The sequence below is a fragment of the Paenibacillus camerounensis genome (assembly GCF_000723885.1).
Classification (GTDB): domain Bacteria; phylum Bacillota; class Bacilli; order Paenibacillales; family Paenibacillaceae; genus Paenibacillus_AQ; species Paenibacillus_AQ camerounensis.
In genome coordinates, this window is sequence record NZ_CCDG010000049.1 from 31,084 (window position 1) to 57,178 (window position 26,095).

Annotated in this window: 24 protein-coding genes and 1 pseudogene; 3 read left to right on the plus strand and 22 right to left on the minus strand. The window is 45.4% G+C overall.

Features of this window, described 5'->3' with window-relative positions; genetic code table 11:
- Positions 1–178: 178 nt before the first annotated feature.
- The gene (locus BN3772_RS18380) at positions 179–2,764 is read left to right on the plus strand and encodes a glycosyl hydrolase (RefSeq protein WP_042201237.1); all 2,586 of its coding nucleotides are present in this window, start codon (positions 179–181) and stop codon (positions 2,762–2,764) included.
- 319 nt (positions 2,765–3,083) lie between these two features.
- On the opposite strand, the gene BN3772_RS18385 is transcribed toward BN3772_RS18380, so the two are convergent.
- The gene (locus BN3772_RS18385) at positions 3,084–4,229 is read right to left on the minus strand and encodes a hypothetical protein (protein ID WP_157643618.1); all 1,146 of its coding nucleotides are present in this window, start codon (positions 4,227–4,229) and stop codon (positions 3,084–3,086) included.
- Between the two features lie 373 nt (positions 4,230–4,602).
- Between BN3772_RS18385 and BN3772_RS18390 the strand changes: the two genes are divergently transcribed.
- Positions 4,603–5,085: a GNAT family N-acetyltransferase gene (locus BN3772_RS18390; RefSeq protein ID WP_052380580.1), complete on the plus strand. Its 483-nt coding sequence runs from the start codon at positions 4,603–4,605 to the stop codon at positions 5,083–5,085.
- Positions 5,086–5,094: 9 nt separating this feature from the next.
- On the opposite strand, the gene BN3772_RS18395 is transcribed toward BN3772_RS18390, so the two are convergent.
- The 10 genes from BN3772_RS18395 to BN3772_RS18440 form a co-directional block, all read right to left on the minus strand.
- On the minus strand, positions 5,095–6,480 hold the full coding sequence (locus BN3772_RS18395; protein WP_157643619.1) for a serine hydrolase domain-containing protein: 1,386 nt from the start codon (positions 6,478–6,480) through the stop codon (positions 5,095–5,097).
- A 620-nt stretch (positions 6,481–7,100) separates the two neighbouring features.
- On the minus strand, positions 7,101–8,411 hold the full coding sequence (locus BN3772_RS18400; protein ID WP_042201241.1) for an ABC transporter substrate-binding protein: 1,311 nt from the start codon (positions 8,409–8,411) through the stop codon (positions 7,101–7,103).
- Between the two features lie 83 nt (positions 8,412–8,494).
- Positions 8,495–9,322, minus strand: coding sequence for a carbohydrate ABC transporter permease (locus tag BN3772_RS18405; RefSeq protein WP_244444783.1), 828 nt, complete (start codon positions 9,320–9,322; stop codon positions 8,495–8,497).
- Between the two features lie 12 nt (positions 9,323–9,334).
- Positions 9,335–10,213, minus strand: a complete 879-nt coding sequence (locus BN3772_RS18410; protein WP_042201243.1) for a carbohydrate ABC transporter permease — start codon at positions 10,211–10,213, stop codon at positions 9,335–9,337.
- Positions 10,210–11,298, minus strand: coding sequence for an ABC transporter ATP-binding protein (locus BN3772_RS18415; protein ID WP_042201245.1), 1,089 nt, complete (start codon positions 11,296–11,298; stop codon positions 10,210–10,212). Before BN3772_RS18415 ends, BN3772_RS18410 begins: the two co-directional genes overlap by 4 nt.
- 246 nt (positions 11,299–11,544) lie before the next feature.
- On the minus strand, positions 11,545–12,288 hold the full coding sequence (locus BN3772_RS18420) for a glycerophosphodiester phosphodiesterase (protein WP_042201247.1): 744 nt from the start codon (positions 12,286–12,288) through the stop codon (positions 11,545–11,547).
- Between the two features lie 4 nt (positions 12,289–12,292).
- Positions 12,293–13,027: a glycerophosphodiester phosphodiesterase gene (locus tag BN3772_RS18425; RefSeq protein ID WP_042201248.1), complete on the minus strand. Its 735-nt coding sequence runs from the start codon at positions 13,025–13,027 to the stop codon at positions 12,293–12,295.
- A 515-nt stretch (positions 13,028–13,542) separates the two neighbouring features.
- The gene (locus tag BN3772_RS18430) at positions 13,543–14,349 is read right to left on the minus strand and encodes an HAD-IIA family hydrolase (protein WP_042201249.1); all 807 of its coding nucleotides are present in this window, start codon (positions 14,347–14,349) and stop codon (positions 13,543–13,545) included.
- A 104-nt stretch (positions 14,350–14,453) separates the two neighbouring features.
- Positions 14,454–15,068 carry a glycerol-3-phosphate responsive antiterminator gene (locus BN3772_RS18435; RefSeq protein WP_086074644.1) on the minus strand — a complete coding sequence of 205 codons (615 nt, stop codon included), beginning with the start codon at positions 15,066–15,068 and terminating at the stop codon, positions 14,454–14,456.
- A 272-nt stretch (positions 15,069–15,340) separates the two neighbouring features.
- Positions 15,341–16,033 carry a metal-dependent hydrolase gene (locus BN3772_RS18440; RefSeq protein WP_042201250.1) on the minus strand — a complete coding sequence of 231 codons (693 nt, stop codon included), beginning with the start codon at positions 16,031–16,033 and terminating at the stop codon, positions 15,341–15,343.
- Between the two features lie 207 nt (positions 16,034–16,240).
- Between BN3772_RS18440 and BN3772_RS18445 the strand changes: the two genes are divergently transcribed.
- Entirely contained in the window at positions 16,241–17,026 is a 786-nt protein-coding gene (locus tag BN3772_RS18445) for a PaaX family transcriptional regulator C-terminal domain-containing protein (protein ID WP_042201251.1), read from the plus strand.
- A gap of 71 nt (positions 17,027–17,097) precedes the next feature.
- Here the strand turns inward: BN3772_RS18445 and BN3772_RS18450 are convergent, their stop codons facing one another.
- The 11 genes and pseudogenes from BN3772_RS18450 to BN3772_RS18495 form a co-directional block, all read right to left on the minus strand.
- A complete protein-coding gene (locus BN3772_RS18450; protein ID WP_042201253.1) occupies positions 17,098–19,026 on the minus strand; it encodes a thioredoxin domain-containing protein in 1,929 nt (642 codons plus the stop codon).
- 37 nt (positions 19,027–19,063) lie between these two features.
- Positions 19,064–19,225 (minus strand): DUF255 domain-containing protein, encoded by a 162-nt coding sequence (locus BN3772_RS31570; RefSeq protein ID WP_086074645.1) that lies wholly within the window; start codon positions 19,223–19,225, stop codon positions 19,064–19,066.
- Positions 19,226–19,858: 633 nt separating this feature from the next.
- The gene (locus BN3772_RS18460; protein WP_042201254.1) at positions 19,859–20,794 is read right to left on the minus strand and encodes a restriction endonuclease; all 936 of its coding nucleotides are present in this window, start codon (positions 20,792–20,794) and stop codon (positions 19,859–19,861) included.
- Between the two features lie 125 nt (positions 20,795–20,919).
- The gene (locus BN3772_RS18465; RefSeq protein ID WP_042201256.1) at positions 20,920–21,783 is read right to left on the minus strand and encodes a hypothetical protein; all 864 of its coding nucleotides are present in this window, start codon (positions 21,781–21,783) and stop codon (positions 20,920–20,922) included.
- Positions 21,784–22,026: 243 nt separating this feature from the next.
- Complete coding sequence (locus tag BN3772_RS31350) at positions 22,027–22,239, minus strand: hypothetical protein (RefSeq protein ID WP_244444784.1); 213 nt, start codon at positions 22,237–22,239, stop codon at positions 22,027–22,029.
- Positions 22,215–22,496, minus strand: coding sequence for a hypothetical protein (locus BN3772_RS31355; RefSeq protein WP_244444785.1), 282 nt, complete (start codon positions 22,494–22,496; stop codon positions 22,215–22,217). Before BN3772_RS31355 ends, BN3772_RS31350 begins: the two co-directional genes overlap by 25 nt.
- A gap of 343 nt (positions 22,497–22,839) precedes the next feature.
- A complete protein-coding gene (locus BN3772_RS18475; protein ID WP_042201257.1) occupies positions 22,840–23,670 on the minus strand; it encodes a hypothetical protein in 831 nt (276 codons plus the stop codon).
- A gap of 350 nt (positions 23,671–24,020) precedes the next feature.
- Positions 24,021–24,179, minus strand: a pseudogene (locus tag BN3772_RS18480) (DUF255 domain-containing protein); the annotation flags it as partial.
- 135 nt (positions 24,180–24,314) lie between these two features.
- A complete protein-coding gene (locus BN3772_RS18485) occupies positions 24,315–24,677 on the minus strand; it encodes a hypothetical protein (RefSeq protein ID WP_042201258.1) in 363 nt (120 codons plus the stop codon).
- A gap of 216 nt (positions 24,678–24,893) precedes the next feature.
- A complete protein-coding gene (locus BN3772_RS18490) occupies positions 24,894–25,187 on the minus strand; it encodes a hypothetical protein (RefSeq protein ID WP_052380581.1) in 294 nt (97 codons plus the stop codon).
- A gap of 41 nt (positions 25,188–25,228) precedes the next feature.
- The gene (locus tag BN3772_RS18495; RefSeq protein WP_042201261.1) at positions 25,229–25,957 is read right to left on the minus strand and encodes a hypothetical protein; all 729 of its coding nucleotides are present in this window, start codon (positions 25,955–25,957) and stop codon (positions 25,229–25,231) included.
- Between the last annotated feature and the right edge of the window lie 138 nt (positions 25,958–26,095).

The window sequence follows — 26,095 nt, forward strand, 5'->3', positions numbered from 1 at the left end:
CTAAGCCGTATTATACCATGGCACAACAGCATCTCAATGTTCAAATCTATCTTTATCTTTTCGCACTCCATATATTTACATATTTTGTTACATATGCTATATTCTCTATGAAAGCGCCATCATGAATCAGTAGACTACAAGTTATTCATCCTATTTCATTATGGAAAGGAAGATGACGATGAAAGATTTAGTCAAAAAGGCAGGCGCATTGATGCTCGTAGTTACTATGCTGCTTGGAATGGTGAGGATTGCCCCCGCTCATGCAGAAGCCCCGCTGTTCACGATTGAAAGCGAGAATGCCCAGCTCAGCTCCGATCTCCAAGTGGTTACTCAGATTTATGGCACACCCAAGCCCGGCTACTCCGGAAGCGGCTTTGTCTGGATGCAGAACTCAGGCACCTTAACCTTCTCAGTGACTGTCCCGGAAACCGGTATGTATTCAATCAGTACCCGGTATATGCAGGAGCTCAGCGCTGACGGCAGACAGCAGTCATTGAATGTTAACGGTGTTACCAAGGGCTCGTATATGCTGCCCTACACTACCACCTGGAAGGATTTCGACTTCGGCTTCCAAAAGCTGAACCAGGGCGTCAACACCATCCAGATCAAGGCAGGCTGGGGCTTCGCATATTTCGATACCTTCACTGTCGATTATGCTGATCTCGATCCTCTGAACGTGCAGCCGCTCCTCTCCGATCCCCAGGCTACTCCGGAAACACAGCTGCTGATGAACTATTTAACGGAGGTCTACGGCAATCATATCATCTCCGGCCAGCAGGAGATTTACGGCGGCGGGAATGACGGCAATGCCGAGCTTGAATTCGACTGGATTCACAATCTGACCGGCAAATATCCGGCCATCCGCGGCTTTGACTTTATGAACTATAATCCGCTGTATGGCTGGGAGGACGGGACCACGAGCCGGATGATCGACTGGGTCAATAACCGCGGGGGGATCGCAACAGCCTCCTGGCATATCAATGTGCCCCGTGACTTTACCGCCTATCAGGCCGGCGATTTCGTAGACTGGAAGAAAGCCACCTACAAGCCGACAGAAACCAATTTTAATACGGCCAATGCAGTCGTTCCCGGTACCAAAGAATATCAGTATGTGATGACGGCTATCGATGATCTGGCGGAGCAGCTGCTGATTCTGCAGGATAACAACGTTCCAGTCCTGTTCCGTCCTTACCATGAGGCAGAGGGCAACGGCGGGCTGAACGGGGAAGGCGCCTGGTTCTGGTGGGCATCGGCCGGGGCTGAGGTCTACAAGCAGCTATGGGATCAGATCTATACCAAGCTCACTGAAACGTACGGACTGCACAACCTGATCTGGACCTACAACAGCTATGTATACAGTACTTCTCCGGCATGGTACCCGGGCAATGACCAGGTTGATCTGGTCGGTTACGATAAATACAATACGATCTACAACCGCTATGACGGTTTGTCCGGCGTGCCTAATGAGGATGCGATTACTTCGATTTTTTATCAGCTGGTCGATTTAACCGGCGGTACCAAAATGGTAGCGATGACGGAAAACGACACCATCCCGAGCGTAAAGAACCTGACGGAGGAGAAATCCGGCTGGCTCTACTTCCTGCCTTGGTACGGTGAGCATCTTATGAGCAGCGCCTTTAATTATCCGGCGACCCTGACAACGCTCTACCAGAGCAATTATGTCATTACCCTGGATGAGCTGCCTGACCTGAGTGTAAATAACCCGATTCCAAATGCATCCATTACCCCGGCAAACGTCGAGTTTGACAAATATGCGCCTAATCAGAGCGACAAAGCCATAACTGTGAATCCTAACGGCAATACACTTACCGCTCTCCGGGCAGGCACAGCTGCCTTAACTGCAGCTCAGGATTATACTTTAAGCGGAAATACGCTGACTCTGAAAAAAGCGTACCTGGCCCAGCTGCCTGTCGGCGAGCATTCGATCGTGCTGGATTTCAACCAGGGACAAGACCCTGTCCTGAAGGTAAAAATTATTGATTCAACACCGGGCGCAGCAGACGCTACAATCTCGCCGGTAACCGCAGCCTTTGACAAAGCAGCAGCCCTGCAGCAGGACATCTCCGCAGCTCTTACCCTGAACGGGCATCAGCTGACCAGTGTGACCAAAGGAACCGCTACGCTTGTCTCCGGCCAGGATTATACAGCAACAAGCACTGCGGTTGTTCTGAAAAAAGCGTATCTAGCTACACTGCCGGTCGGCCAGCATGTGGTCACCTTTCATTTTAACGCAGGAAATAATGCCGTCCTTACCGTAAATGTAACAGACAGCAGCGTTACCGTACCGTCAGGAAACCTGACGATTCAGGCCTTCAATGGCAACACCACTGCCTCCAGCAACGGCATTTCGCCAAAATTCAAAGTGATCAACAACGGAACCTCGGCGATCCAGCTTAGCGACGTCAAGCTCCGGTATTACTACACCATTGACGGGGATAAAGCGCAGAGCTTCTGGAGCGACTGGGCCAGTGTCGGCAGCGCAAATGTCACCGCCAATTTTGTGAAGCTGGCAACCCCGGTTGCCGGAGCGGACTATGCGCTGGAGATCGGCTTTACGAGTGCAGCGGGAGCCCTTAATCCCGGCCAGAGCGCAGAAATCCAGACCCGCTTCTCCAAAACTGACTGGTCCAATTACAACCAGGCTGACGATTACTCCTTCAAGGCCTCCGGCACCCAGTTCGCTAACCATGATAAAGTCACCGGTTACGTGAGCGGTCAGCTGGTGTGGGGAATTGAGCCTTAAGCAGACCAAAAGAGTGGATCAGGGGTATACCTGGTCCACTCTTTTTTTTTGCTGGGAGCTTTATTTAGTAAGTCAATTTCAGTTACAGAGGTAAGTTGATGTCTGAGACATTAAATCCCCTCACAATAAAAGAGAATTTAAGTAAACTGACTTTTCAACATCAGATTATTTTCGCATCACTCTGTAGTGAAAGATTAATTCCAAATTATATTGAGTTTGATTGAATTGAAGGATAGGAGATGTTATGATCCTCGGCCAATCATTACGTTCCTAATCATTACACCATGCTTATCGAATCTACTTACTCGTAAAAGAAATATTAAATGGTTCTGTCTATTCGTTTAAAATCAGTGATTTCAAATTTATAAGTTTTTTGTAATTCTGCCACCTTATCCTCTTGCTTTTTTTCAAGCAGCATTAATTGATGTTTTAAATATGAATTGTTAATTTTGCGTCCATCTCGACTAGCTTGATTTGAAAGTTTTAATTGTTCAATTTCCGCTTTAAGTTTCTCTTGTTCAAGTATTTCTGTTTGTTGCTTCTTTTTTGTCAGTTCAATTGATTCTCTAATGTGTTCATCAACAAGTTTTTGACTTGAATTGTTCAGTAATTTAGTTACTAAAGGAACACCTATCAAGCTTACACCTATTGAAACAAAGTCAGGATTTATCTTTTTATATTCAATTAGCTGTACAAAATTTTCGTCCGCTTTCTTTTTGTTCACTTGCCCTTCAACCAATAAACTACATGTTCCTGCTTTTCTATCTACGATATATATAAGCGGCCTACTTACTTTATTAAAGTAATACTCAAATTTATTAAAATAATCTTTCAACTTTTTATTTTTAACTTCAGTATGGTTAGACAGAGATTTCTTAACCTCTTCTATCGCAATATAATTTTTCTCATAATCTTTTAAGTTTGCTTTTGACTTTTCAAATATATCACTTAAAATGCTATCTGCTTTATCTATATCACTTTCACGTTTTTTCTTGATTTCCATTAGTATTTCAGATTTAATTATTTCTTGATGTTTATCTATAGATTCAAAATCAATCCCATTTAACAATTCACTTAAAATCCAATCAGTATTACGTTTTGAGTATCCAAACTGATTTATTCTATTTCTAATTTTTTCGACAATACTAAAAATTTCAAATAACTGTACGTTTTCTGCTGAAGGGTATAAAAAAATGGGTTTCCCAATATAAACTAACTGCATCATTTCACTTGCTGAGTTCAACTCAATTCGTTCTAATTTATCGTTTATGTTTTCAGCCTTAAAAGATGAGTCCATTATGAAAACATCCTCAGGCCTAATTCCGTCTGAGAAGGCAGTTCTCAATTCATTTAATAGTGAATTTTTATAAAAACTTGAATTTAACTTCATCAAAAAACGACTTATTTCCCAAACTGACATTCTATATTCCTGGTTTCGTTTTAGATGCAATTCTAACTTTTCCATACTCAGCTGTTCACCGTTCCTTGTCTCTCTGAAATGGTTTCTTGCTATTTAAAAACATAAACTTGTTATCATCATAACAAATATCCCCAGTTGCGTATAGATCATAAGAACTACGCTTTGATGCCTCTCGAACTGTAATTTGCAACTTCTTAGTCGATACTTTCAAAAAATTAGTAGTATTTGAAATAGAAAAAGCAGATAGTAAGAAATAAATCTAACTATCTGCTTTTTCTATTAGAATCATACGGTAACAGACAATCCACCATAAATGTAATGAGTGTTCGTTTTTAAGCAGACTGGTGGGGTAAGCCCTTTATCGCTGATGAAGGATGAAACAGTTAGAGATAAGCTCATCTAAGGAGGCGTTAAGAAATTGTACATAGACAGAATAAACACACTCATGGCGAGTGATATTCTAAGCTGGAAGTATGATAAACCCTATGACTTTTACAACAATGAATTTAGCCCGGAAGCGGTAAGCGAAATGCTTGAGGACTCTTATTTCGGAGTATTTGATACCGGGAAGCGATTAGTCGGATTCTTTTGCTTAGGTTTAGCAGCGCAGGTTCCCAATGATGAATACGTTTATTCGAAACAATATATCGATATCGGAATAGGAATGAGACCTGAATATACCGGTCAGGGAAATGGAGTCTCATTCCTTGGATTTATTCTTAGCTATATTAGTAAAACGTACGGAAACACTCCCAAACGGCTAACCGTTGCAAAGTTTAATCTCAGGGCGATCCGTCTATATGAACAATTCAGCTTCCACCGTGAGAGCGAATTTGTTAAAGGGACAATAGCATTCGTAACGATGATACAAGAAAATGATTCTTTTAGTGAACCTGGCTAAACCTTTATTCTATCTACCTGTTATGCTTCTAACACCAGCGTTCTTCAGCAGCCCGGCTATTGTTATACATTGGCATATTGCCGATAACACGCAGCTGACCGCAGCAAGCCCCATCCAGATAAAGACTGCAGAGGACATCCACACGCTGATCATGTAGTAATTGTATTGAATCAGATAAGGCCAGATCACAATTAGCAACAGGAGCAGCAGTCTGAGACTTAGAGAGAGCCCAGCTATTACTCTTTTTCGGCTTCTTGACCGTTCGTTTCGAATATCCCCCCTGCTCCCTCCGGCCAGTCTGATCCCCTTAAGGGTTACACTAATAACCGCCAGCAGGACTAAGAACGAAAACACCACGTCAATTAGATTATATGTATCATCGTATTTATAGGCTTTCATGGCATTGCCGTTTATATTTTCATATATGTTACTTGCAATCAGCGACGGAGCCGCCGAATTAAGGTTGGCGAGTACAAACACAGCTGTCTGCTGTTCCAGATTAATGATGACCTGTGAGGAATAGTTGGGATTGCTCCCGCTATGGCGGATTACCTGCTCATCCTGTTCATTGCTCCAGCCATACGAATAATATTGACCCTCCGCCTCCAACCCTGCTGTCTCAGGGCTTGCTTCATGTGATTGCCGGATTGCTTTTCTTAAATGATCCGGAATATTCCCGGTATCCAGTTGGGCATGAACCCAGCGCTCCAAATCCTTAACATTCGTTACCAGGTACCCGGCAGCTATATTACCATAGTATCTAGGGGCGTCGTACGCTATGCTTTTGCCAAAAAACACACGATAGCCCTTACTGAGCTGCTCCGGTTCCTCTTCCTGCCCTGTTGCAAAATAACTGTCTGTCATTCCTAGAGGCATTAGAATATTGTGTGCTACATAATCCTGATAGCTCATACCTGTAACCTGTTCGATAATCAGCGCCAAAATATCATAATTAACCGTAGCATACTGATATCCGGCGCCAGGGTATGTATCTAATTCAATGTCAGAAATCTTATGTATGGTGTTCTCGAGCATCTCCGCCGTAGTGCCCTCAGGAATTAACCGGATGCTCCAGGCCGGAATTCCGCTGGTATGAGCCAGCAGTTGATTGATCGTTATACCCGTCTTTGCCCCCTTAAAAGCAGGCCCGAACCATGGCAGATAGTCTGTTACCGGATCTGAATACGACAGGCGTCCCTCCTGCTGCAGCAAAATAACAGCCAGCGCTGTAAAAGCTTTCGTAGTCGAGCCCAGCTCAAAAAGAGTATCTTCAGCGATCAGCTTTTGCTGTTCAGCATCTGCGTAGCCGTATAGCTTAAACTCTGTTTTTCCCTGATTGCTTATTAAGGCTGCTACACCCGGAGTAGCTGTTTTGAGCATGACGCTTTCTGCCATTTCATCTACCGTCCCATACTTTCCTGCCGTGAACAGGCTCCCTAGCCCCTGCCAGCAGAACACCGTAAATATCACGATTATGAGAACCAAACTACCTATGACCGTCCCTTTTCCCCGACAAAATCTCCTCATTGCTTCTCTCTCCCCCAGATCATTCGATCCCTGCTAACTCCATATTCAGGTAATTCTTTATATAGAGTTTGACGTTCTATCTATGAACTTCACTGCGTCTTGCAACCATCTTCACAGAACAAATCCACCCGAATTGAGGATCTGTATATAGAGATTACTTAAGAACCTAATTGCTGACTTCTAGCAGCTGCTTAACTTTAATTTGGTCTTACCCACTTAGCCTAATGTATACGAAAAACTGAATACAATAGGCCACTAAGAGGGCAAACTGGCCTAATGTATGCGAAAAAACGAATACAATGTGGGGGTTGCTATCAGGTCGTTTCTTCCCTGTCTCCTGATTCTTCACGTCCACCCCTCCTTTATTTTTCATCGGAGTTATCCACATTTTTTTGCATTGTATAATTTCCTATACAATAAAAAAGCCCCCGCTAAAGATCAGCAGAAGCTTTCCCCTCTTATTATTCATTTTGTAAACACCGCACAGCCTACCTGTTCAAAATCACATTCACTTCCTCAGCCAGCTTATCCAGGCTCTCCTGAATGTTCAGGTTCTCCAGCCAGATCTCGTTAATCCGGCCGCCCATCAGATCCTCGATCTCATGGTATGCGCCGGTCATTGGACGCATTTTGCTGAACTCGAGCTGATCGGAAGCTACCTGGTAGCCGGGAAATGCCGCGATCGTTTCTTTCATCAGGTCCGTGTCCAGTGAAGACAGGCGGGTCGGCAGATAACCGGTGTTGGCAGAGGCGTAAGCAGCCTGCTCGGTATCCGACAGCCATTTCATGAATTCGAACGCAGCCGCTTTTTCCTGGTCACCTCCGGTATTAGCCAGATACGTATTGGAGCCGCCAACCGGCACGCCCCGTGTTCCGTCTTCGCCTGTCGGGATCATCGATACGCCCAGCTCAAGCCCGTTCTTTTGCGCCATACCCGCGAGCGTCTTGTATCCGCCGATACTCGAGAAGATCAGGGCCGTGCTTGGCTTGGCAATCGCGGCATAGAAGGCATCCGAATCGGTAACGCCGAGCACCTTGACCAGTCCTTTGGACTCCAGATCTTCAATGAAGGTAATCAGCTTGACCGCACCTTCGCTGTTGATATTCGATTCCGTTTCTTCCTTATTAACAACCGTAGTCCCGGAGTAGGAATGCAGCAGCGCCTCCATTACCCAGAAATCGTAGTTGAACAGGTACATCGGCGGTTCGCCGGTAGCGTCATGTGCTGCCTGCAGATATGCTTCAAGCTCGGCAAAGGTAGCAGGGCCGTTCGCATCAAGTCCCGCTTTTGCCGCCAGCGTCTTATTCACATACATCACCGGCACACTTCTCATATGAGGGAAGGCATACAGGTCCTCACCGACGTACAAATTGCCCAGATCCCCGATCTGAAAGTCAGACCGGTCAAAGTCCGTAGCCTTAATATAAGGCTCCAAATTCACAATAATATCATTGTCGGCAAAACCCTTGGTCATCGCCACTTCATCCACGAATACATTCGGCAGCGTACCGGCAATAGCCGCGGCATTCACCTTCTGCTGCATTTCCCAGTAGTCGCCCTGATACTCAGCATTAACGTGGATGTTCAGCTCAGCACCCTTGGTTTCATTGAACTGGTCCACCAGCGTCTGATTCACCTCTTCAACAGCGGAGGTCCAGAACTGTAGCTCGATGGTTTGATCCCCCTTCTCATAGGGTGCAGCCGATACCTCAGCATCTGTCTGCGTACAACCAGCTAACCCCATTGTTACAGGAACTGTCATCATCAGCGGCAGAACTTTCTTTTTCCACATACTCATTGTCCACTTCTCCTCCTGGAAACTTCTCTAATGTGTGTACTGCTGAAGCTATGGATCAGCACGGGAGCCCGCGGACGCTGCCGCTACTTCACTCCCATGTAAGTAAACGCCTTGATAATCTGCTTGCGCGCCACCACAAAGACGATCAGAATCGGCACAATCAGCATCATATTACCGGCCATCACAATCTGCGGGCTTAAGCCCTCAATATCCTGCAGCCTCTGAATACCGAGCGGCAACGTCCGGACAGCATCTGTCGTCGTCCACACCAGCGGAAAAAAGTAACTGTTCCACGTCCCGATAAACGTCAGCAGCGCAAGCGTTGACAGGGTCGGGATCGCGGCGGGCATCATAATCGTGTAGATGATTTTGAATTCTCCGGCATTATCGAGCCGTGCGGCTTCGAGCTGGGAGTCAGGAACCTGCATGAACGTCTGCCGCAGCATGAAGATAGCCGTACCGCTGGCGATAAAAGGAACAATCAGCGACACATAAGTATTCAGCAGCCCGGACTTCGCGAACATCACGAAGATCGGCAGAAAGATCAGCTGTCCGGGGATCATCATTGTTGCCAGCACAGTGCCGAACAGCCCATTTTTGCCCTTAAAATCATATCTCGCAAACGCATAAGCCGCCGGAACAACCACCAGCACCTGACCGATCAGCGTTCCCAGCGTAATAATCAGGGAGTTCCGCGTATAATGCAGGAAATCAATCCTGGTAAAAGCATCTTTAAAATTCTGCCACTGCAGCGACTCGACCCAGAATTTCGGCGGCATCGCCAGGACTTCGCCCAGTGTTTTGAAGGCGGTCAGGATCATCCAGTAGAACGGCGTCAGGAAGATGACGATCAGCAGCACCGAGATGAGAATTCGCAGGATCAGCCCGGGCGCTCTTATCAATGTTTTCACAAGTCTGCTCCTTTACCGGTAATGGACCCGTCTGTTAAGGGCCTTGAAGTAGAAAATCGTAATCAGCCCCACTATCGCCATCAGCACCACCGCCATCGCCGCCGCATAACCGACCCGGTAGTACTCAAAGCTCTGCTTGTAGATACTGAAGATCAGCGTGTTCGTGGCATTCGCCGGTCCGCCCTGGGTCATGATGTTGATCGTCTCAAATACCTGGAAGGAGCCGATGATGTTCATCAGGATCAGAAAGAACAGGGTCGGGGAGATCATTTTGAGCGTAATCTGGAAAAAGACCGACTGCTTCGATGCATTATCCAGCGCCGCAGCCTCATACAGATGAGCGGGAATCGAGCCGAGTGCCGAGGTGATAATCAGCGCATTGAAGCCGACCGACTTCCAGACCGACACGAGCACCAGTGAAAATAACGCCACCTGCTTATCCGTCAGCCAGCCCACCGGCCCGGCCCCGATCAGGGAGAGCAGATAGTTGAACAGCCCGGTATCGGTATTCATCAGCCACATCCAGATCAGCGAGACCGAGATCAGGGAGATAATGTTCGGCGTGAAGCTCAGTGTCTGAATGAAGCGGTTGATGAAGGTGTTTTTCTGCAAAAAGAGGGCTAACAGCATCGCCAGCACCATCACCAGCGTCACATCCATCACCATGTAGAGCAGCGTATTACTCAGGGTACTGAGAAAATCACGGCCCTTGAACAGCTCGATGTAATTATTCAGTCCGGCGAACTTCATCGGCCCGCGCATATTCCAGGTGAAGAAGCTCAGGTATACGTTGTAGAGAATCGGATAGATGTAAAAAATCGTCAGAATCATCACCGCCGGCGCAACCAGCAGATAAGGCAGCAGCTTCATGCTCTTACTACGGTTCTTCATGCTGTGTCCCCGATGGACGATACAGTCACGCCTGCTCTGCTGCCGTCTGCCGGAGTCCGCTGCTCCTGTGCGTCGAAAAAGAATAAATGCTCCTTGTTCACATACAGCTTAACCGGCTCCAGGCTGCGCTCGGGACTGTCGAAGCATTTGACGGCTACGCTCTGCCCGCTTGCCAGCACCGCTTTGTAAATTACCTCTGAGCCAAGCAGCTCGCGGCTGCCTAGAACAGCATCCAGCTCAAGCAGCTGCTCACGCGCAAGCCCCGGCTCGGGTATAAATTTTGCTTTTTCCGGCCGGAACCCGAAGAATTTCGCCCCGTGCGGGGCTTCGCTGAGGATGCCGCCTGACCGGACAAGCTCCAGAATGTTCATCGGCGGCGTGCCGATAAAATGGCTGGTGAACATATTGCGCGGCTCATTGTAGATCCCGTGCGGCGTATCCTCCTGCATAATCCGCCCGCCGTCCATCAGCACAATCTGTGTGCCCATGCTCATCGCTTCCACCTGATCATGTGTAACATAGATGAAGGTCGCGCCCAGCTTCTTATGCAGCTCAATCAGCTCGATGCGCATCTGCTGGCGGAGCTTGGCATCGAGGTTCGACAACGGCTCATCCATGAGGAAGACCGCCGGCTTCTTGACCATCGCTCGGGCCAGCGCGACCCGCTGCCGTTCGCCGCCGGAGAGAAACTCCGGCTTTTTGTGCAGATGCTTGGTTAAGCCCACCGTCTCCGCAATTTCAGTGATCAGGCGCTTCCGCTCCGCTTTGGGTACCTTGTTATTTTTCAAGCCGTATTCGATGTTCTTCTCCACCGTCATTGTGGGGTACAGCGCATAATTCTGAAAGACCATCGCCAGATTGCGCTTGCCCGGCTCCACCTGATTCATGCTCTTGCCGCCGATGGAGATTAGGCCTCCGGTCTGCTCCTCCAGCCCGGCAATCATCCGCAGCGTCGTCGATTTTCCGCAGCCGGACGGCCCGACCAGCACAGTGAAGCTTCCGCTCTCAATCGTCAGATTCAGTCCTTCTATGATGCTTTTATCGCCGTAGGCTTTGCTTACGTTCTCCAGTACAATGCTGCTCATGGTTTCCTCCTTTGGCGGGGTTAGTAACATTTGGGCTTCGCCGTGACTCCAGAGAATGTTTGGACTTCCGGCCGCTGCCCTTCTGCAGATTTCTTGATTTATACCGTTCTTAACGGTGGAAATCCACAGACTGCTTATGCTTCCGGAGCTAGCTTTTCTACGAAAAGCTTTTAGGCGGATGCTAACGCTCCTACAGTTCCAAAATTCTCCTCCGCCACTTCCCCTTATTGTTAAATTCAGTCCAAACTATACCGTCACCTTATTCAGCGCCCCCACGCCGACATCCGGCCGGTTGGTCATAATCCGTGTCACTCCGAGCTGCTGCAGCCGCAGGATCTCCGCTTCATCATCCACGGTCCACGGATTCACCTCGTACCCGCTCTTCTTGGCTATTTCCATGAACGCCGCGTCCACGCCAAGGTAATACGGATGCAGCACATCTGCCCGGCAGCTGGCCGCATATTCATCCAGCCGATAGTAGCTTTCCATAAAAGCAATCGCCGTCTGCAGCTCCGGATACCCGCGCTTCAGCCGGGCCATCGCGTTATGGTTAATGGAAGAGATTAATGTCTGTTCCTGATAGCCGCTGGCTTTTACCAGCTCTGCCGTGCGGACATTCACCTCACCGTAAGGATTGGCATAGTCCTTAGTCTCAATGTTGATGAACAGCCCATTCTCCTTGGCGAACTGCATGACTTCCTTAAGCTCAGGAATCCGGCTGCCCTCGGTGCTATACTCTCCCTGGAAGGTGTAGGAGAAGTCGTATTCCCGCAGCTCCGCCAGCGTCAGTTCGCTGACCCGGCCTTTGCCGTTTGAAGTACGGTCAATCGTATGGTCATGGATAACGGCCAGCTTGCCGTCCCGGGTCAGCTGGACATCCAGCTTGATGCCTTGTGCCCCCATCCTGCGGGCCAGCTCAAACGAAGCCATCGTGTTCTCCGGCGCATAGGCGCTTGCCCCTCTGTGGGCTAATATGGTTGTCTTGTTCATCCTGCTACCCTCTCAGCCCGATGCAGACATCCGGCCGGTCCGTAATAATCGCATCCACTCCGGCCGCCAGCATCCAGCCGATATGCTCGGGCTCATTTACCGTCCAGGCGTTAACCTGCACTCCGGCGGCGCGGGCTTCGTCCACTGCCTCACGGTTCACACCAAAGAACACCGGATGCAATGCGTCAGCCTTGGTCAGCTTGGCGTATTCAGCTCCCTGGTACAGTCCGGCAATGTACAGCAGCCCTGTTTTCATCTCCGGGCACTCATTCTTCAGCCTCACCATCGAGTAATGATTGAAGGAGGAGAAAATCACCTGCTCCGTCAGCCCGTATTCCCGCACCAGCTCAGCTGCTGCGCCGGGAAGTCCGGCGTACAGCTCCATTTTGGACAGGATATCCTTGACCTCAATGTTCAGATACAGCCCGTGCTCCTTCACCAGCTCCAGCACCTCGCGCAGCGTAGGGATGCGTGCGGTTGTATATTTTTCTGCAAAACCCTTATTGAAATTGAAGGCTTTCAGCTCCTTCAAGGTGTAGGCGGTAATGTCTCCCTGTCCGTCTGAGGTCCGGTCAATGCTGTCATCATGAATGACGACGATCTCCCCGTCCTTGCTGAGGTTAATGTCGATTTCAAAACCGTCTGCCCCCTGCTCAACCGCCAGCCGGAAGGCTTCCATCGTATTCTCAGGGGCATAAGCGCTCGCTCCGCGGTGGGCCAAAACCTTGCAGCTATTCATAATCTGTTCAACCTCCTTGTGAATGGGTCTATATAGAACATCATTAAGAGACTAGCAAAACGGCTCCAGTTCCCGCTTTAGGTACAGCGGCGGGCAGCAGTGGATCTCCCCTGCTAAAGCGCCAACCTCAGTCAGCCGGTTCAGAGTCAAATCGGTTTAAGTGTACTTTGTACAATTAAAACAGCAGAAATTAATCATTATTAGAGAATAACTGTATTCCGTACATCTATTCTCCTTAAAAAGGCCTGTTCCGGGCGTTTTCGGAAAATATTAATGTATAGAGTGCAGTTAAAACCTGCTGCGGAGCTATTTAGCCAGGTTTAGTTGCAGAAAGTACAGTTATTTCAGCCTGGCGCATTCATTATGCCGTGCCATTACCTTCAAACAGGGCAAGTGCATCACCGAGAAGAAGAAAGGGCGGGCACTGCCGCCTTTATTTGATTTCATAGGATGTTCTCGATGTGGAAGTGATAAATCGTCTTCTCATCAGGTTATAAATATAGTTGCGTGCTATATTAGCTTGTTCTTTCATGTATGATTCCCGGCAGAACAATATCGGCCAGCGTGTCCAGCACATAATGCGGCTGAATCTGCATCCGCTCAATATCCGTGCGGGAGCTCACTCCCGTTAGTACCAGTGCGGTATGCATGCCGCTGCTATGGCCCATCAGAATGTCCGTTTCCAGCCGGTCGCCGACCATCAGGCACTGCTCCGGGGCAAATCCCAGCTTGTGCAGTGCTTCCCGGGCATAGTACAGTGACGGCTTGCCCATCACCAGCTCAGACGGCTTACCGGCTGCGATCTCCAGCGCCTTGACGATGGCCCAGGTATCGGGAATATAGCCGCCCGGCACCGGGCAGACCGGATCAGGATTCACAGCGACCAGCGCTGCCCCCGATCTCGCCGCCGTCATTCCAAGCCGCAGCTTCTCGTAGGTGAAGCTCCGGTCCATGCCGATCAGCACATGCGTTGCCGCCGCCGGATCGTCCGTAACCGTCACGCCGCACAGCTCCATCTGCCTGCGCATCACGTCTTCACCGACCAGATACAGCCTCGCCCCCGGCTCCTGCCTGGCAAAATACATCCCGCTGACATACAGCGCGGTCAAGATCTCCTCTTCCCGGCAGCTCAGGCCCATTGCGGCCAGCCGGTTCAGGCAGTCCAGCGGGGTGTGCACCGCGCTGTTGGTGAGAAAAAGAATTTTTTTGCCGCGCCTGCGCAGCTCTGCCACTGCCTGCTCCACTCCCGGTAGCAGCTGATCCCCGATGAACACAGTTCCATCCAGATCAAAGCAATATGCCTCATACGAAGCGATGTCCATCTGCGGCCACCTCATTTCTCTCATGTTGCCGGTACAACCGGAATTTTGCGCACAAAAAAACCAGCTCCAGAAAGGAAGCCCTCCTCTACGCGTATAGGTATACGTTAGATCGGAACACCAATTTCTGACCGCTGGGTTTTCTCATCGTCTCCACCCCGGGGTGCTGTATGTAGTTTCAGGTCTTTCCATAATGACGCGTCGCCGATTGATACGTAGTCTGCGCCGCTCTCCAGTGCACTGCTGATCTCTTCCTCGTGCCGGATCAATCCGCCAACAATTAGCGGCTGCCGGATACGCTGCTTCATCTCACTAATAATCCTTGGCATAAGACCGGGCATCAGCTCAACCTCATCAGGATTACTCGACTTAATCATACGCAGCGCAGTCTCTATAGCCGCCGAATCGATTGCAAATACCCGCTGGATACTGGCTAGCCCGTGCTGCCTGGCTGTAGCGATGGCATTGCTTTTGCTAGTAATAATCCCGTCTACCTTAAAAGCATCAGCCAGATACTGGATCGCCGCCGCATCCCGCCCGATTCCGCCGACCATCTCGACATGTACAAAAACCTGCTTGCCCGCTTCCTGCAACGGCCGTACAAGCTGTCCCAGATTGTTAATGTTGCCGGTCATCAGGTTTACCCTGTTCACCGTGCAGCTTATAGCCTGCCTGATCTGTGATTCTACTGTAATGGAAGCAATGATAGGATTATGCTTCATACTGAGGCACACTCCCTTTCGCTTATCGCGTGGTCACCGGCTTGTATTGCTTCCGGCCCTGAAACCAATGTTACAGCTCTTTTGTTGGCCCCGTATTCGGGGGATGTAAAAGTTAGTGTTAACAGGAACGCAGGTATTTTGCTTTCTTTTAACCGAATGACCGAGAACCTGCCTGCATTGCCGCATACAAAAAAGACACCACCGGAGTGATGCCTTTCTACGAATCTATATAGTACAGAAAGTATCAGAAAGTTATAGATCGTTATAGATTGTTACAGCTCCAGACTTCCGCCGTATTCAAGCGCTGTGCCGGGAATCCCTTCCTTAGCCAAGGCATCCACAAAGCTTGCCACATCCTGACGGATCGGCGGGAAGGTGTTGTAATGCACCGGCAATACATGCTTGGCATTCAGCCATTTGGCAGCAATCAGCGCATGCTCCGGCCCCATTGTGAAATGTCCGCCCATCGGGAGAATCGCCAGGTCGATGTTATACAGCTCGCCGAACATTTTCATGTCACTGAACAGCCCGGTGTCTCCGGCGTGCAGAATGGTTTTGCCGTTCGCTTCAATGATGTAGCCCGCAGGCATGCCGCCGTAAATAATCTGCTGCTCATCGTCAAGTGTAATGCCGCTGGTGTGGAAAGCATGAATCATTGTCGCTTTGGCAAAACCGAGGTCCACCGTCCCCCCGATGTTCATCCCGATCGTCTGTTTAACACCCTTCCATCCGATATACGTAGCCAGCTCCACAGTTGCCACCACCGGCGCGTTATTGGCAATCGCAATCGGCGCAGCATCCAGAATATGATCCGCATGCGCATGGGTCAGCAGCACCGCATCTGTCTTAATATCCTCAAGCTTCGTCACCGCAGCCGGGTTACCGCTAATAAAAGGATCGATAATCAGCGACTTACCGCCTACCTCAAGCTGTACACAGGAATGGCCGTGAAAAATAACCTTCATCTCTTATCTCTCCTCTTCTTCTATCAAAGTGATGGACTTACCGTGCAAAAGCATATCGTTTACGTTACAATGACAAATGAGTACAGACGGGCTTCGCAGCTTTTGGGGTTGCCCTGCTTCCATTGCTCAATATATCTATTTTCATAACGAACGTATACATTTATAATATATTTGAAATCACTACCTGTCAAGAGAGGCGTGATAACGTTGCTGTCTGTCGAAAAAACCATGCTCTTCCTGCTGTCCCGTGTGGACCGGATGAATGTCCAGCAATTCGTGGAAATCTATGAACTGAGAGGCTACACCTCTACCTATATCCGCAACAGCCTGTCCCGCCTGAAAAAAGAGGGCTACATCGCCTCACCGGTCCGTTCCCTGTATTGCATCACCTCTGCGGGACGCGCCTATATCAAGTCCATTAACAGCAAACCGGCCCGTTATGAGCAGCAGTGGGATCATACCTGGGATGTGGTCATGCTCGAGGTCCCGGAGCAGGAGCGCAGGAAACGGGATGCTTTTCGTACCGCTATTCTGCAGCTTGGCTATGGGCTTCTATATAACAGTGTCTACATCTCCCCCTGGAATTATCGCCAGGAAGTAACGGACTCTGTTGCGAGCCTGCAGCTCACCGGCAATGTCTCCATTCTGCGCGGCGAATTTGCGGAGGGAACGATTACCCCGGCCAAGGCCTGGGACATCTGGCAGCTGGACAAGCTCGAAGCACTGTACTTGGATAAAAGCGCCTGGATCTCCCGGGAGTTTATCCCGCTTGCAGATAAGGCTATCCGCACCGGTGAGGCACTGCCGCTGTTCCTGCTGTTCCTGCAGATCGGCGAGGAGATGAGCGGCCTGATCATGGCCGACCCTTCCCTGCCGGATGAGCTGCTGCCGGCCGGCTGGCCGGGCAAAGCCGTTATCGCTGAGCTCCAGACCCAGTGGCGCAGGCTGGCTGCAGCGATTCCGCGGGATTCCTTTTATGCTGAGTTTACCTAAGTTAGCAGACTGGGTCGGAGACCAAGGGAAAAAGGGGCAGCCCGGCATGGGCTGTCCCTTCTATATTTGTGTTACACCTGCCGGCCCGTAGCCAGCAGCTCCTTGACTGCTTCCAGACTGGTAAGCGGAGCACGGCAGGCAAAGTTCCGGCATTCGTATGCCGTAGCCTGCCCGTCCACCGCCGGTTTATCCTGTAGATGAGGCAGGAGCTTGTGCAGGTCTTCGCCGTCACTGCCTGCATAATTGACAATTAACGAGGCATCCGGCAGGTAAGTCTGCTGGACCTGGGCCAGCATGCTATGCAGGACAGGGTCCTCCAGCTTGCCGGACAGCACCCATTCGCGTCCGCCGGACAGCAGCGCCAGATGCGCCTGCAGGTACATTGAATAACCCGGCGGATATTCTCCCGCCGCAGAAGCCAGTACCGCAGCTGTCCGCTCAGCTATCGCCTTCAGCTCCACATCCTGCGTAATCACCGACAGCTTGTACAGCTGCTTGGCTGCAACCGAGTTACCGGACGGCAGCGCCCCGTCATACAGCTCCTTCGAGCGGATCGGCAGCTCTTCCCCGTCTATGCCGGTGAAGAAAAAGCCCCCGCCTTCCTCGTCGCTGAACAGCGCAAGCAGTCCATCCTTCAGCTGCAGTGCCCGGTCCAGATGGACCACTTGGCCTGTTGCTTCATATAGCTCAGTCAGGCCCCAGATCAGGAAGGCATAGTCGTCCACATAGGCTGGAATCGCCGCTTCCCCGTCACGGTAACGGGCCAAGAGGCGGCCATCCTCACGCCGGCGCAGCTGCTCCCAGATGAAATCTGCCGCCGCTGCTGCTGCCTTGGCATACTCCGGCTTTTGCAGCGCCTTCGCGCCTTTCGCCAGTGCCGCGATCATCAGACCGTTCCAGGCAGTAAGCACCTTATCATCCTTCAGCGGATGAATCCGCTCCTCGCGGTAAGCGAACAGCTTCTCGCGCCACTCTCCGGTCCGCGTCTTCATGCCAAGCGGATTCATACCCATCCGTTCAGCCATATCCTCCGGCAGACCCTGCAGTAGATTCGGAATATTTGCCCCCTCGAAGTTGCCCTCAGGTGTAATTCCGTACACGTTGCAGTAGGAGTGCATATCCTCCAGATCCAGCGCTTCTGCCAGCTCATCGCGGGTGAAAACATAGAACTTGCCTTCTACACCTTCGGAATCAGCATCCTCAGCCGAGTAGAACGCCCCTTCAGGCGAAGTCATATCACGCCGCACATACGTAAAGATCTGCACGGCAATCTCCGCATACAGCGGCTTCCCGGTAATCTGGAAAGCTTCCAAATAGGCGATAGCCAGCAGGGCGTTATCATAGAGCATTTTCTCAAAATGCGGCACCAGCCATTCCCGGTCCGTCGAGTAACGGGAGAAGCCGAAGCCGATATGGTCGTAAATCCCGCCGCGGTACATACTGTCCAGCGTCTTCTCCACCATCCGCAGCGCTTCCGGCTGCTGGTAAGTCTGGCTGTATGCCATCAGGAACGACAGATTATGCGGCGTCGGGAACTTCGGCGCATTGCCGAACCCGCCGTATTCCTCGTCGAACTGGCGCTGGTATAGCGAGAACGCCTCATGCAGCAGCTCTTCACCGGGCAGCGCTCCGCTATCCCCGCCCGCCTGCTGGGCATTCTTGCGGTCCAACTCATGCAAGCTTGCGAGCAGATCATCGCCGAGCTTGTCCAGCGCATCGCCGTCCTGCTCCCACTTTGTATGGATCTGCTCCAGAATATCCATAAGTCCAATGCGCCCCAGCATCCGCCGTTTCGGGAAATACGTCCCCGCATAGAACGGCTTCTTGTCCGGCGTCAGCAGCACCGTCAGCGGCCATCCCCCGCTCCCGGTCAGCGCCTGACACACCGACATATACAGCCCGTCAATATCCGGCCGCTCCTCGCGGTCGACTTTGATGGCTACGAAGTGGTCGTTGAGAAGCTTGGCGACGTCCTGGTCTTCGAAGGATTCTCTTTCCATTACGTGGCACCAATGACAGGTACGTGTGAATCAACAACTAGCTATACCCAATAGATAGGAAGACAGGTTTATTCTCCTGTTTAGCTTTATTAAAAGCTTCTTCTGACCAAGGGAACCAGTTCACCGGGTTATGCGCGTGTTGCAGCAAATATGGCGACTTTTCCTTGGCTAATCTATTGGGTACTTTGTGAGTTGTCATGGGGCATCACCTCTTTTCGTTGGGATTTGGGTAATGTATTGCTTAGGGTTAGTTTACCCAAAAAAGTGGGGGAAGGCGCAAGGAGTTGAAATGTATTAAGATAAAATAATAACTGGAGTATGCTACGAGTGGATAGATACCCAATATTACTTCGCAGAATTGTCCCAGTTTTATTAGTATTAGATGCTAATAAAGATATATTGATTCTTTTCCGGAATTCATCTCTGGTCATTAGGGATGTCTTAAAGGTTATTTTTTTATACAATAAAACTTCTATGTCTTGATAGGATTTCCATATGGTAACTGTAACAATAAATATATTAAGGATCTTCTATAGTTAATGATTTTCTTGATTCAGTATGAAATCTCTTGATACATCTATCCAGTAATTTGTGTACAGAGGAACAAAAAGAAAACAAATACAATAAGTATCCTCTCTCCAACCCTCAATTAGTATTTAAAGATTTATATATTTATCAGCAGCTATTTTTGCTGCTATAGATAAAACATTGAAAGAACCAGTAGATTCCTACTTTAGAAAAAGTGATGATACAAAACCTTAAAGCCACCGGTTAATTTAAAATGCATAAAAAAAGACTATCAGTGAAATGAAAGTCTCTTTTAAAGAATATTCTAATCTATTTCTCTTGAATTACCACGTTCAAAATTCTTTATGTATGGAGTATAGAACTCTTTTCCATTAGGGTCATAACCATCATGATTTTTATCTACTTTATAGCCTTTAACATCCCATTGTAATGATAATCCTCCATTTTCCACACTAATCATATATGGCAAAGCACTCTCAAACTTATAATATTTCTCATCTATATCGTCTTCATCAAATGGATTCTGCTGTTCTTTTATTTCATTCTTATCAATTAAATAATCTATGTATGCATAATAATTTGTATACTTGTCATCGTAATAAACTGCCCTAAGCCTTGCTAATACTCCATATCTTAGTGACGTTTCTTCAGCGTATTTATGTATTTTCTCTACAATATCAAGACCCGGGAAATGCATATTAAGTCTTGCAGATAAATAAATAAATGAATATTCAAAATGGGCCGCCCATAATGACGGTGAGTTTGCATTGTATATCTTCCACCCAACGTGCTTAGAACTAATAGGGAAAAATTGGTCTACCAATTGAAAATTCGTTGGCTTTAATAGTTTTTCTTCAAGTTTAACATCATCCCAATAATCAATAACTAACTTACGTGAAGATTTAATTTCTTCATATGCCTGAATTAAACCAGAAGACAAAGAAGTTGTACAAACCATTAGATAACCTTCAGCATTTATCCTTTCACAATCTGTTATCAAAGAGTTAGCTTCATCTTTACCGATACTATTTCCAGAATGTGCTTTATGTTTACACTGAATAAGCCATTTTCGTTCAAATTTACTAAGCGGTCCCTGTACCTTTTCAATAACAATTAGGTCTCGGCCTCCATCGGGACCCTTTCCTGTCCAATGTACTTCATAACCTTCACGATGAAATAATTCCCTTGTTAGTCGTTCCAAGTCTGTTCCATCTCTAGGTAGTTCTTTAAAATTTATCATTATTCAATTCTCCTTTAAGTTTAAATGGTTTCTTAAAATCGAATTTTTCTAAATATTCTAAATAATAGAACTTAATTATCACAAGAACATTTCAATTAGCTAAACCAGCGCTTTGATTGATCATATTAAAGAAAAAAATCCTCACCACTTTTTTTTATTCGATCATGTAACCAAATATTAAAATTATTATCTCTGATCATCATTTTAATGAACTTTTTCTCCTCTACAGAAAGGCGAGTTGCCAACTTTGGTCTTGTCATTAGATAAATTCGTATAGCTGAAGAGAGATACATTATTACCACTTCCAAAGTTATAAAAAGTAAGCTTTTCCAATCAAAATGACCGAAACCTATTGATTTTGTAGATGAATTACTTAGTCCTAGAGGAAAAGAATGAATACTATTAGACAATATATTGTATACACCTGATTCTATATTTCTATCCAAAGGACTCTTTTTGTTGACCATTTTTGCCCAGTGATATGGAATCTTGCCTTTTATGATTTCCTTTTGCAATCCTTCAGAAAGAGAGAGATAAATAGAGTCTTCTAATAAATCTTCAGTAGCAGGTATTCGAAAAACACAATCATACATTTGAATAATGTAACCCTGCTCTGAGAAGCCAAATCTGTTAATAATCTTAAAATAATCTGTGATGTTATGGTATTTCATCAATTTTACTCGGTAATTAAACTCTTCTTGTGAAATATTACGTTCACAAACATATTGAAGTATATTATGGGTTTCAATGATATTTCTTGCGATACTTGCAAAAGTAGCAGAATCAAGATACAGTTCACTTTTTTCATCATCTTTTTTCGGCCATAATTTAAAAAAACTAATACTATACAATACTAGTTTTTCGAATATTATCTCGGCATATTTTGTCCTTTGAGTTGAAGGTTTTAAATAAGATTCCGAATCGGATATTCTCTTACATAATTCAATAAGCTTAACTAAGTCCTCTGGTCTAAAATTCATATTTGTCATATTTCCACCTGCACTAAATGTAATTCAAGCACTATCTCTATAATAGAATCTTAACCCAAATCTAAATTTGAGATACTCTCTGAGTAGCGGATAGAATCCTCAAATCAAGAATTCCTCCCCTGGCAGTTCACCTATCTACATACCTATAATCTATTTGCTTAACATGGATAATACGAGATTGAATTATCATTTTTCAAAATACCTATTGCACTAATAAATTAGAATTTATGCAGTTTCAAATATTTATTTTATTGGTAGATATACTTGGGACATTATTTTTATATCTGGTACTTCTGAATCCTCTACCTGAGTATCTAAAATCGCTCTCATTAATGCCATACAAAATTTCATCCTAACTTCTTCAGACATTATATCCTTTAAGTAAATATTTGAATTATCGTATTTCTCGGGAAAATCAATACAAAAATATGTCATTTTTTTCTTTTTTCTTCCCATATTCTATATTTCACCGTACCTTTACCATCAATTTTTCCTTCAATACCTTTTGTTAGAAATTTATCTATTTGTCCCACTTTACTCCACGTGGCTAAGTTTTTATTTATATAAACTTCATCCCATGTATCAAAAATAGGAAAATGCAATAATAAATTTCTTATAAAACTTAACAAATCATCCGCAATTATCCCTTCAAAATGAGGTCGTCCACCTTTTTTCATCCAATTAATATATTTTTTAATCGGCTCATAACTCAATAATTCTTTATATATCGAAAATGATTCTCTTAGTTTATAAAATCTTGTTTTAGCCTCCTTATTAATAAAATCATCATTTACAACTTCTTCATATAAATCATAGAATCTATTATAAAATAATGATAATACTTCGTTCTCTTTTTCGGTTGGTTTTAATTCTTCTATTTTAATCCCCTCACAAATTCCAGTTTAGATTCATTTTACATATATTATATGGAATATTATTTCATTGTATCTTTTCAAAATAAACTTAGAGCGATTCGATCTTTACTTATTATCTTTCAAATAATGTAATATTCACGAAATTCTTAATATAGAGAATCATACTGATTCATCTTAAAAATCACTTGTATTTCTTTAATAGTGTAATTTGGTTTTTAATTGAATACACCTCTATCTGTGTACCAAATTCGTTAGTGGTCGCTTCTCCATAACAAACTATTAATGAGTTCTCTATGGATTTAATAAATTCTTTATTCTTCTCTGCGTAATCCCAACTAATAAACAAGGAAAAATCATTCGTATTCTTATATATTGGATTATTCCCTTTTGTTAGTGGAATCTTAATGTTATTTTTAATAATCTGAGCAGATCTTGTATTGCCTCTCAAAATACAGATAGCTCTTTTTTCTTGCGATTGTTCTATTCTTTCAATAATTTCATCCTGACTCCCAATTAATTCTTTCAATTTTATAGTGCTTCCATCCTCTATTAAAAGCTGCAACTCCTCAAACTCCGGCTTTATTTTGAAATAATTCTTATTATCTAATAAATTTATCAGACTATATATAAATTTCTTACTTCTTTTACCCGCAAATACCCTGGCTTTTTTTGATCTGTTAACACTCAAGTTAGTTTGATTACTATTTAATCTCTTTGCTCTAGGAAGAATTGTTGATACTAATAGTTCAACTTCACCCACATTTTCATGTTTTTCTTTCTGGCTTTCTATAATAGGTATAACACAGTTATTTTTGTGACTAGTAAGAGGCCAATTTTTAAAATGAGGATCATTATGCTCTTTACCTCTGGAAAATTGAACTTTTACACCACAAAAAATACAAGTAAATTTATCTCTGGTCTTCTCATACTTGTGAAACTCGCCATCTACATCAAGTGCGCACAAATACGTTTGCTTTCTATTAAAATAAATGGCATGACTCATTCTTGACATTACTATCCTCCAATTCACATCAATTTCTGATAATGTTCTGTTCTTCATGAAACTTGACGAATTTAGACCATTAGGCTAGGAACGAGTGTGCTTAACCGCGTAGGGGTATCCGTGGTAGACTACCTACATGGATTGTCACATACGGATCGAGGTAAGTCTATTGCAATAAGTACTCCATTCTTATGTAGACTAATATGATCTTTCTTTAGAATCACTTTCGCATATTTTTGAACATATGAACATGGCAAAAGTATGGCGAATCAAAAAGTCCCCCATCATACTGCAACTTTATATTTTTTTGATTCACACAAACATCTCATCAATGACAAGTTCTTGGGTATCAACAACTAGCTATACCTAATAGATAAGAAGACAGGCTTATTGTCGCGTTTAGCGACTTCAAAATCCTCTTCAGACCAAGGGAACCAATCCACCGGGTTGTGTGCATGTTGCAGCAGATACGGCGACTTCTCCTTAGCTAATCTATTGGGTACTTTTTGAGTTGTCATGGGGCATCACCTCGTTTCAATGGGATTTAGGTAAAGTATTGCTTAGGGTTAGTTTACCCAAAATGGTGGGGGAAAGCACAGTTTAAGGAAAAAAGGTAGCAACACCTCAATGTATTAAATGTTTTCCTCATTATCTCAATTAGTTAACCGCAGATAATGCATTTTAATATCTTGTAATGCGAAACTTAAATCAAACGATGCTTCAATAGCAATATAAAAGGCAATAATACTAGCTAATAGAAATACAACTGCTACATCTTTAAGTATTTTCCTGTTCTTCTTACAAAGGTAAAAGCAAATCACTGCTACTATTATAAAGTATGATGACGATATGATTAGTTTTGAAAATACCCGTTTAATATCACTTACAGCCATCATATAATTTTGCAATTCATCTTTATTGTCGATACTTTCCTTGATAGTGGTTATATCTCCTTTGTAACCTACCCTCCAGGAGAATGAATTTCCCTCTTTGGTTACGCTGTACTCATAGCCCATACCTGTACCATCAACTATAACTCCTGAATATTCTTGTGTATCTTCTTCACTTTGGGTACAAGCCGATAATATTAAAGTGAAACAAAGCAAGACAATCGGAATATATTTTTTTATGATAATTATCCCCTCCCTTAATTAGTAAGCACCACCGACATCCCACCAAAGACAATTAGAATAGCCGATGCTCTTTATAATAACGTCCATCATCTTAGCCCTCTAGATAATGCTGACTTTCGCAATATCCTTTCCAGCCCAAAGATTAAAGCTATATCCTGATTCGAGCAATTGCCAAGGTGCTTCGTCAACTATAAAAGCAACATCAGCATATGTATTCCACGTATCTCCAATATGTCCTGTTATCCTAACCAGCACAGTCCACGTTTCGCCATAACTTGTCTTATCCTTCATTTCACCATAGTATACAACTAGGTCACGCATCCACTCGTTCACTGGGAACTTGCTCGGGTCTTTATTCCACTTAATGAGCGCTTTACACAATCTATTCTCCACAAATATCTCTCTCCATTGTACAGATTGCACGTTCATATATTTTATTTATACGTACGTATCGCCCATTCATCTTTATTATATACAAGCCAATATTCTAAGTTAGCTTTCGCCTTATGTCTTTCCATGTTGTTATATACATCATCAAAGTCCATGTTTGTTCCAATAATGTTGAAAGGGATTTCTATGCTGTTGCTTGATTTAACAATTCTATAAAAATCGACCAGTATCCCATCTTTAGCGAATAACATTAATTGTTCTCCAATATCGGGACCTAATAACGACACATTCTTTCGATAAGACTTCAATCTATTTGAAAGCAGACGTCCTAACACATCAAGATATTGATTTTTATCTTTATAGTAGATTTTATTAAACCAGCCATCATCATGCGCTAAGTACACAAACTTATTATTGAGTTTTTCAAAGAAAGGGCCTTTAAGTGGTTGTTTATAATGCCCTAAATACAATAGCTCCGCTTTCTCATGTGATGTAAGATTATCCAGGTTAATCATCTCATCAAAATCCACCCAACAAAAATCACCATAAGAATACACATTTTCTCTATACAGGTCGTTTAGATTTTCTTTTCTTACAAATTCTAGCCTTAGCCCATTATGAAAGTCCTCACCTGTATATCCAGATGCAAGGAGCAATATATTGCGTGGTTCAATTGTAAGGCTATTGATAAAGTCAATAAATTCAATTCCCATTGATGTTACTGACTGTTCACTTTCGTTATAGATCATATAAATAACATCTTTTGTTTTCATCTGCCCCCCCCCCAATTTTCACCAGCCAATCCACAAACCTCACTCTCCCCTCTATGATACTCCCTATTTCTTCAATTGTAGAGTTTAGCAGTCACTACTCAATATAAGGTATAGTAGTAAGTGATTGATTTCCAATTG

Coding starts and splice junctions, on each gene's coding strand:
- BN3772_RS18400 (WP_042201241.1), bottom strand. CDS start 8,411: ATGAGTATGTGGAAAAAGAAAGTTCTGCCGCTGATGATGACAGTTCCT.
- BN3772_RS31350 (WP_244444784.1), bottom strand. CDS start 22,239: ATGGGAAGAAAAAAGAAAAAAATGACATATTTTTGTATTGATTTTCCC.
- BN3772_RS18415 (WP_042201245.1), bottom strand. CDS start 11,298: ATGAGCAGCATTGTACTGGAGAACGTAAGCAAAGCCTACGGCGATAAA.
- BN3772_RS18435 (WP_086074644.1), bottom strand. CDS start 15,068: ATGAAGCATAATCCTATCATTGCTTCCATTACAGTAGAATCACAGATC.
- BN3772_RS18465 (WP_042201256.1), bottom strand. CDS start 21,783: ATGACAAATATGAATTTTAGACCAGAGGACTTAGTTAAGCTTATTGAA.
- BN3772_RS18440 (WP_042201250.1), bottom strand. CDS start 16,033: ATGAAGGTTATTTTTCACGGCCATTCCTGTGTACAGCTTGAGGTAGGC.
- BN3772_RS18425 (WP_042201248.1), bottom strand. CDS start 13,027: ATGAATAGCTGCAAGGTTTTGGCCCACCGCGGAGCGAGCGCTTATGCC.
- BN3772_RS31570 (WP_086074645.1), bottom strand. CDS start 19,225: ATGACAACTCACAAAGTACCCAATAGATTAGCCAAGGAAAAGTCGCCA.
- BN3772_RS18385 (WP_157643618.1), bottom strand. CDS start 4,229: ATGGAAAAGTTAGAATTGCATCTAAAACGAAACCAGGAATATAGAATG.
- BN3772_RS18475 (WP_042201257.1), bottom strand. CDS start 23,670: ATGTCAAGAATGAGTCATGCCATTTATTTTAATAGAAAGCAAACGTAT.
- BN3772_RS18430 (WP_042201249.1), bottom strand. CDS start 14,349: ATGGACATCGCTTCGTATGAGGCATATTGCTTTGATCTGGATGGAACT.
- BN3772_RS18460 (WP_042201254.1), bottom strand. CDS start 20,794: ATGATAAATTTTAAAGAACTACCTAGAGATGGAACAGACTTGGAACGA.
- BN3772_RS18420 (WP_042201247.1), bottom strand. CDS start 12,288: ATGAACAAGACAACCATATTAGCCCACAGAGGGGCAAGCGCCTATGCG.
- BN3772_RS18380 (WP_042201237.1), top strand. CDS start 179: ATGAAAGATTTAGTCAAAAAGGCAGGCGCATTGATGCTCGTAGTTACT.
- BN3772_RS18395 (WP_157643619.1), bottom strand. CDS start 6,480: ATGGCAGAAAGCGTCATGCTCAAAACAGCTACTCCGGGTGTAGCAGCC.
- BN3772_RS18485 (WP_042201258.1), bottom strand. CDS start 24,677: ATGGGCTATGAGTACAGCGTAACCAAAGAGGGAAATTCATTCTCCTGG.
- BN3772_RS18495 (WP_042201261.1), bottom strand. CDS start 25,957: ATGAAAACAAAAGATGTTATTTATATGATCTATAACGAAAGTGAACAG.
- BN3772_RS18450 (WP_042201253.1), bottom strand. CDS start 19,026: ATGGAAAGAGAATCCTTCGAAGACCAGGACGTCGCCAAGCTTCTCAAC.
- BN3772_RS18410 (WP_042201243.1), bottom strand. CDS start 10,213: ATGAAGAACCGTAGTAAGAGCATGAAGCTGCTGCCTTATCTGCTGGTT.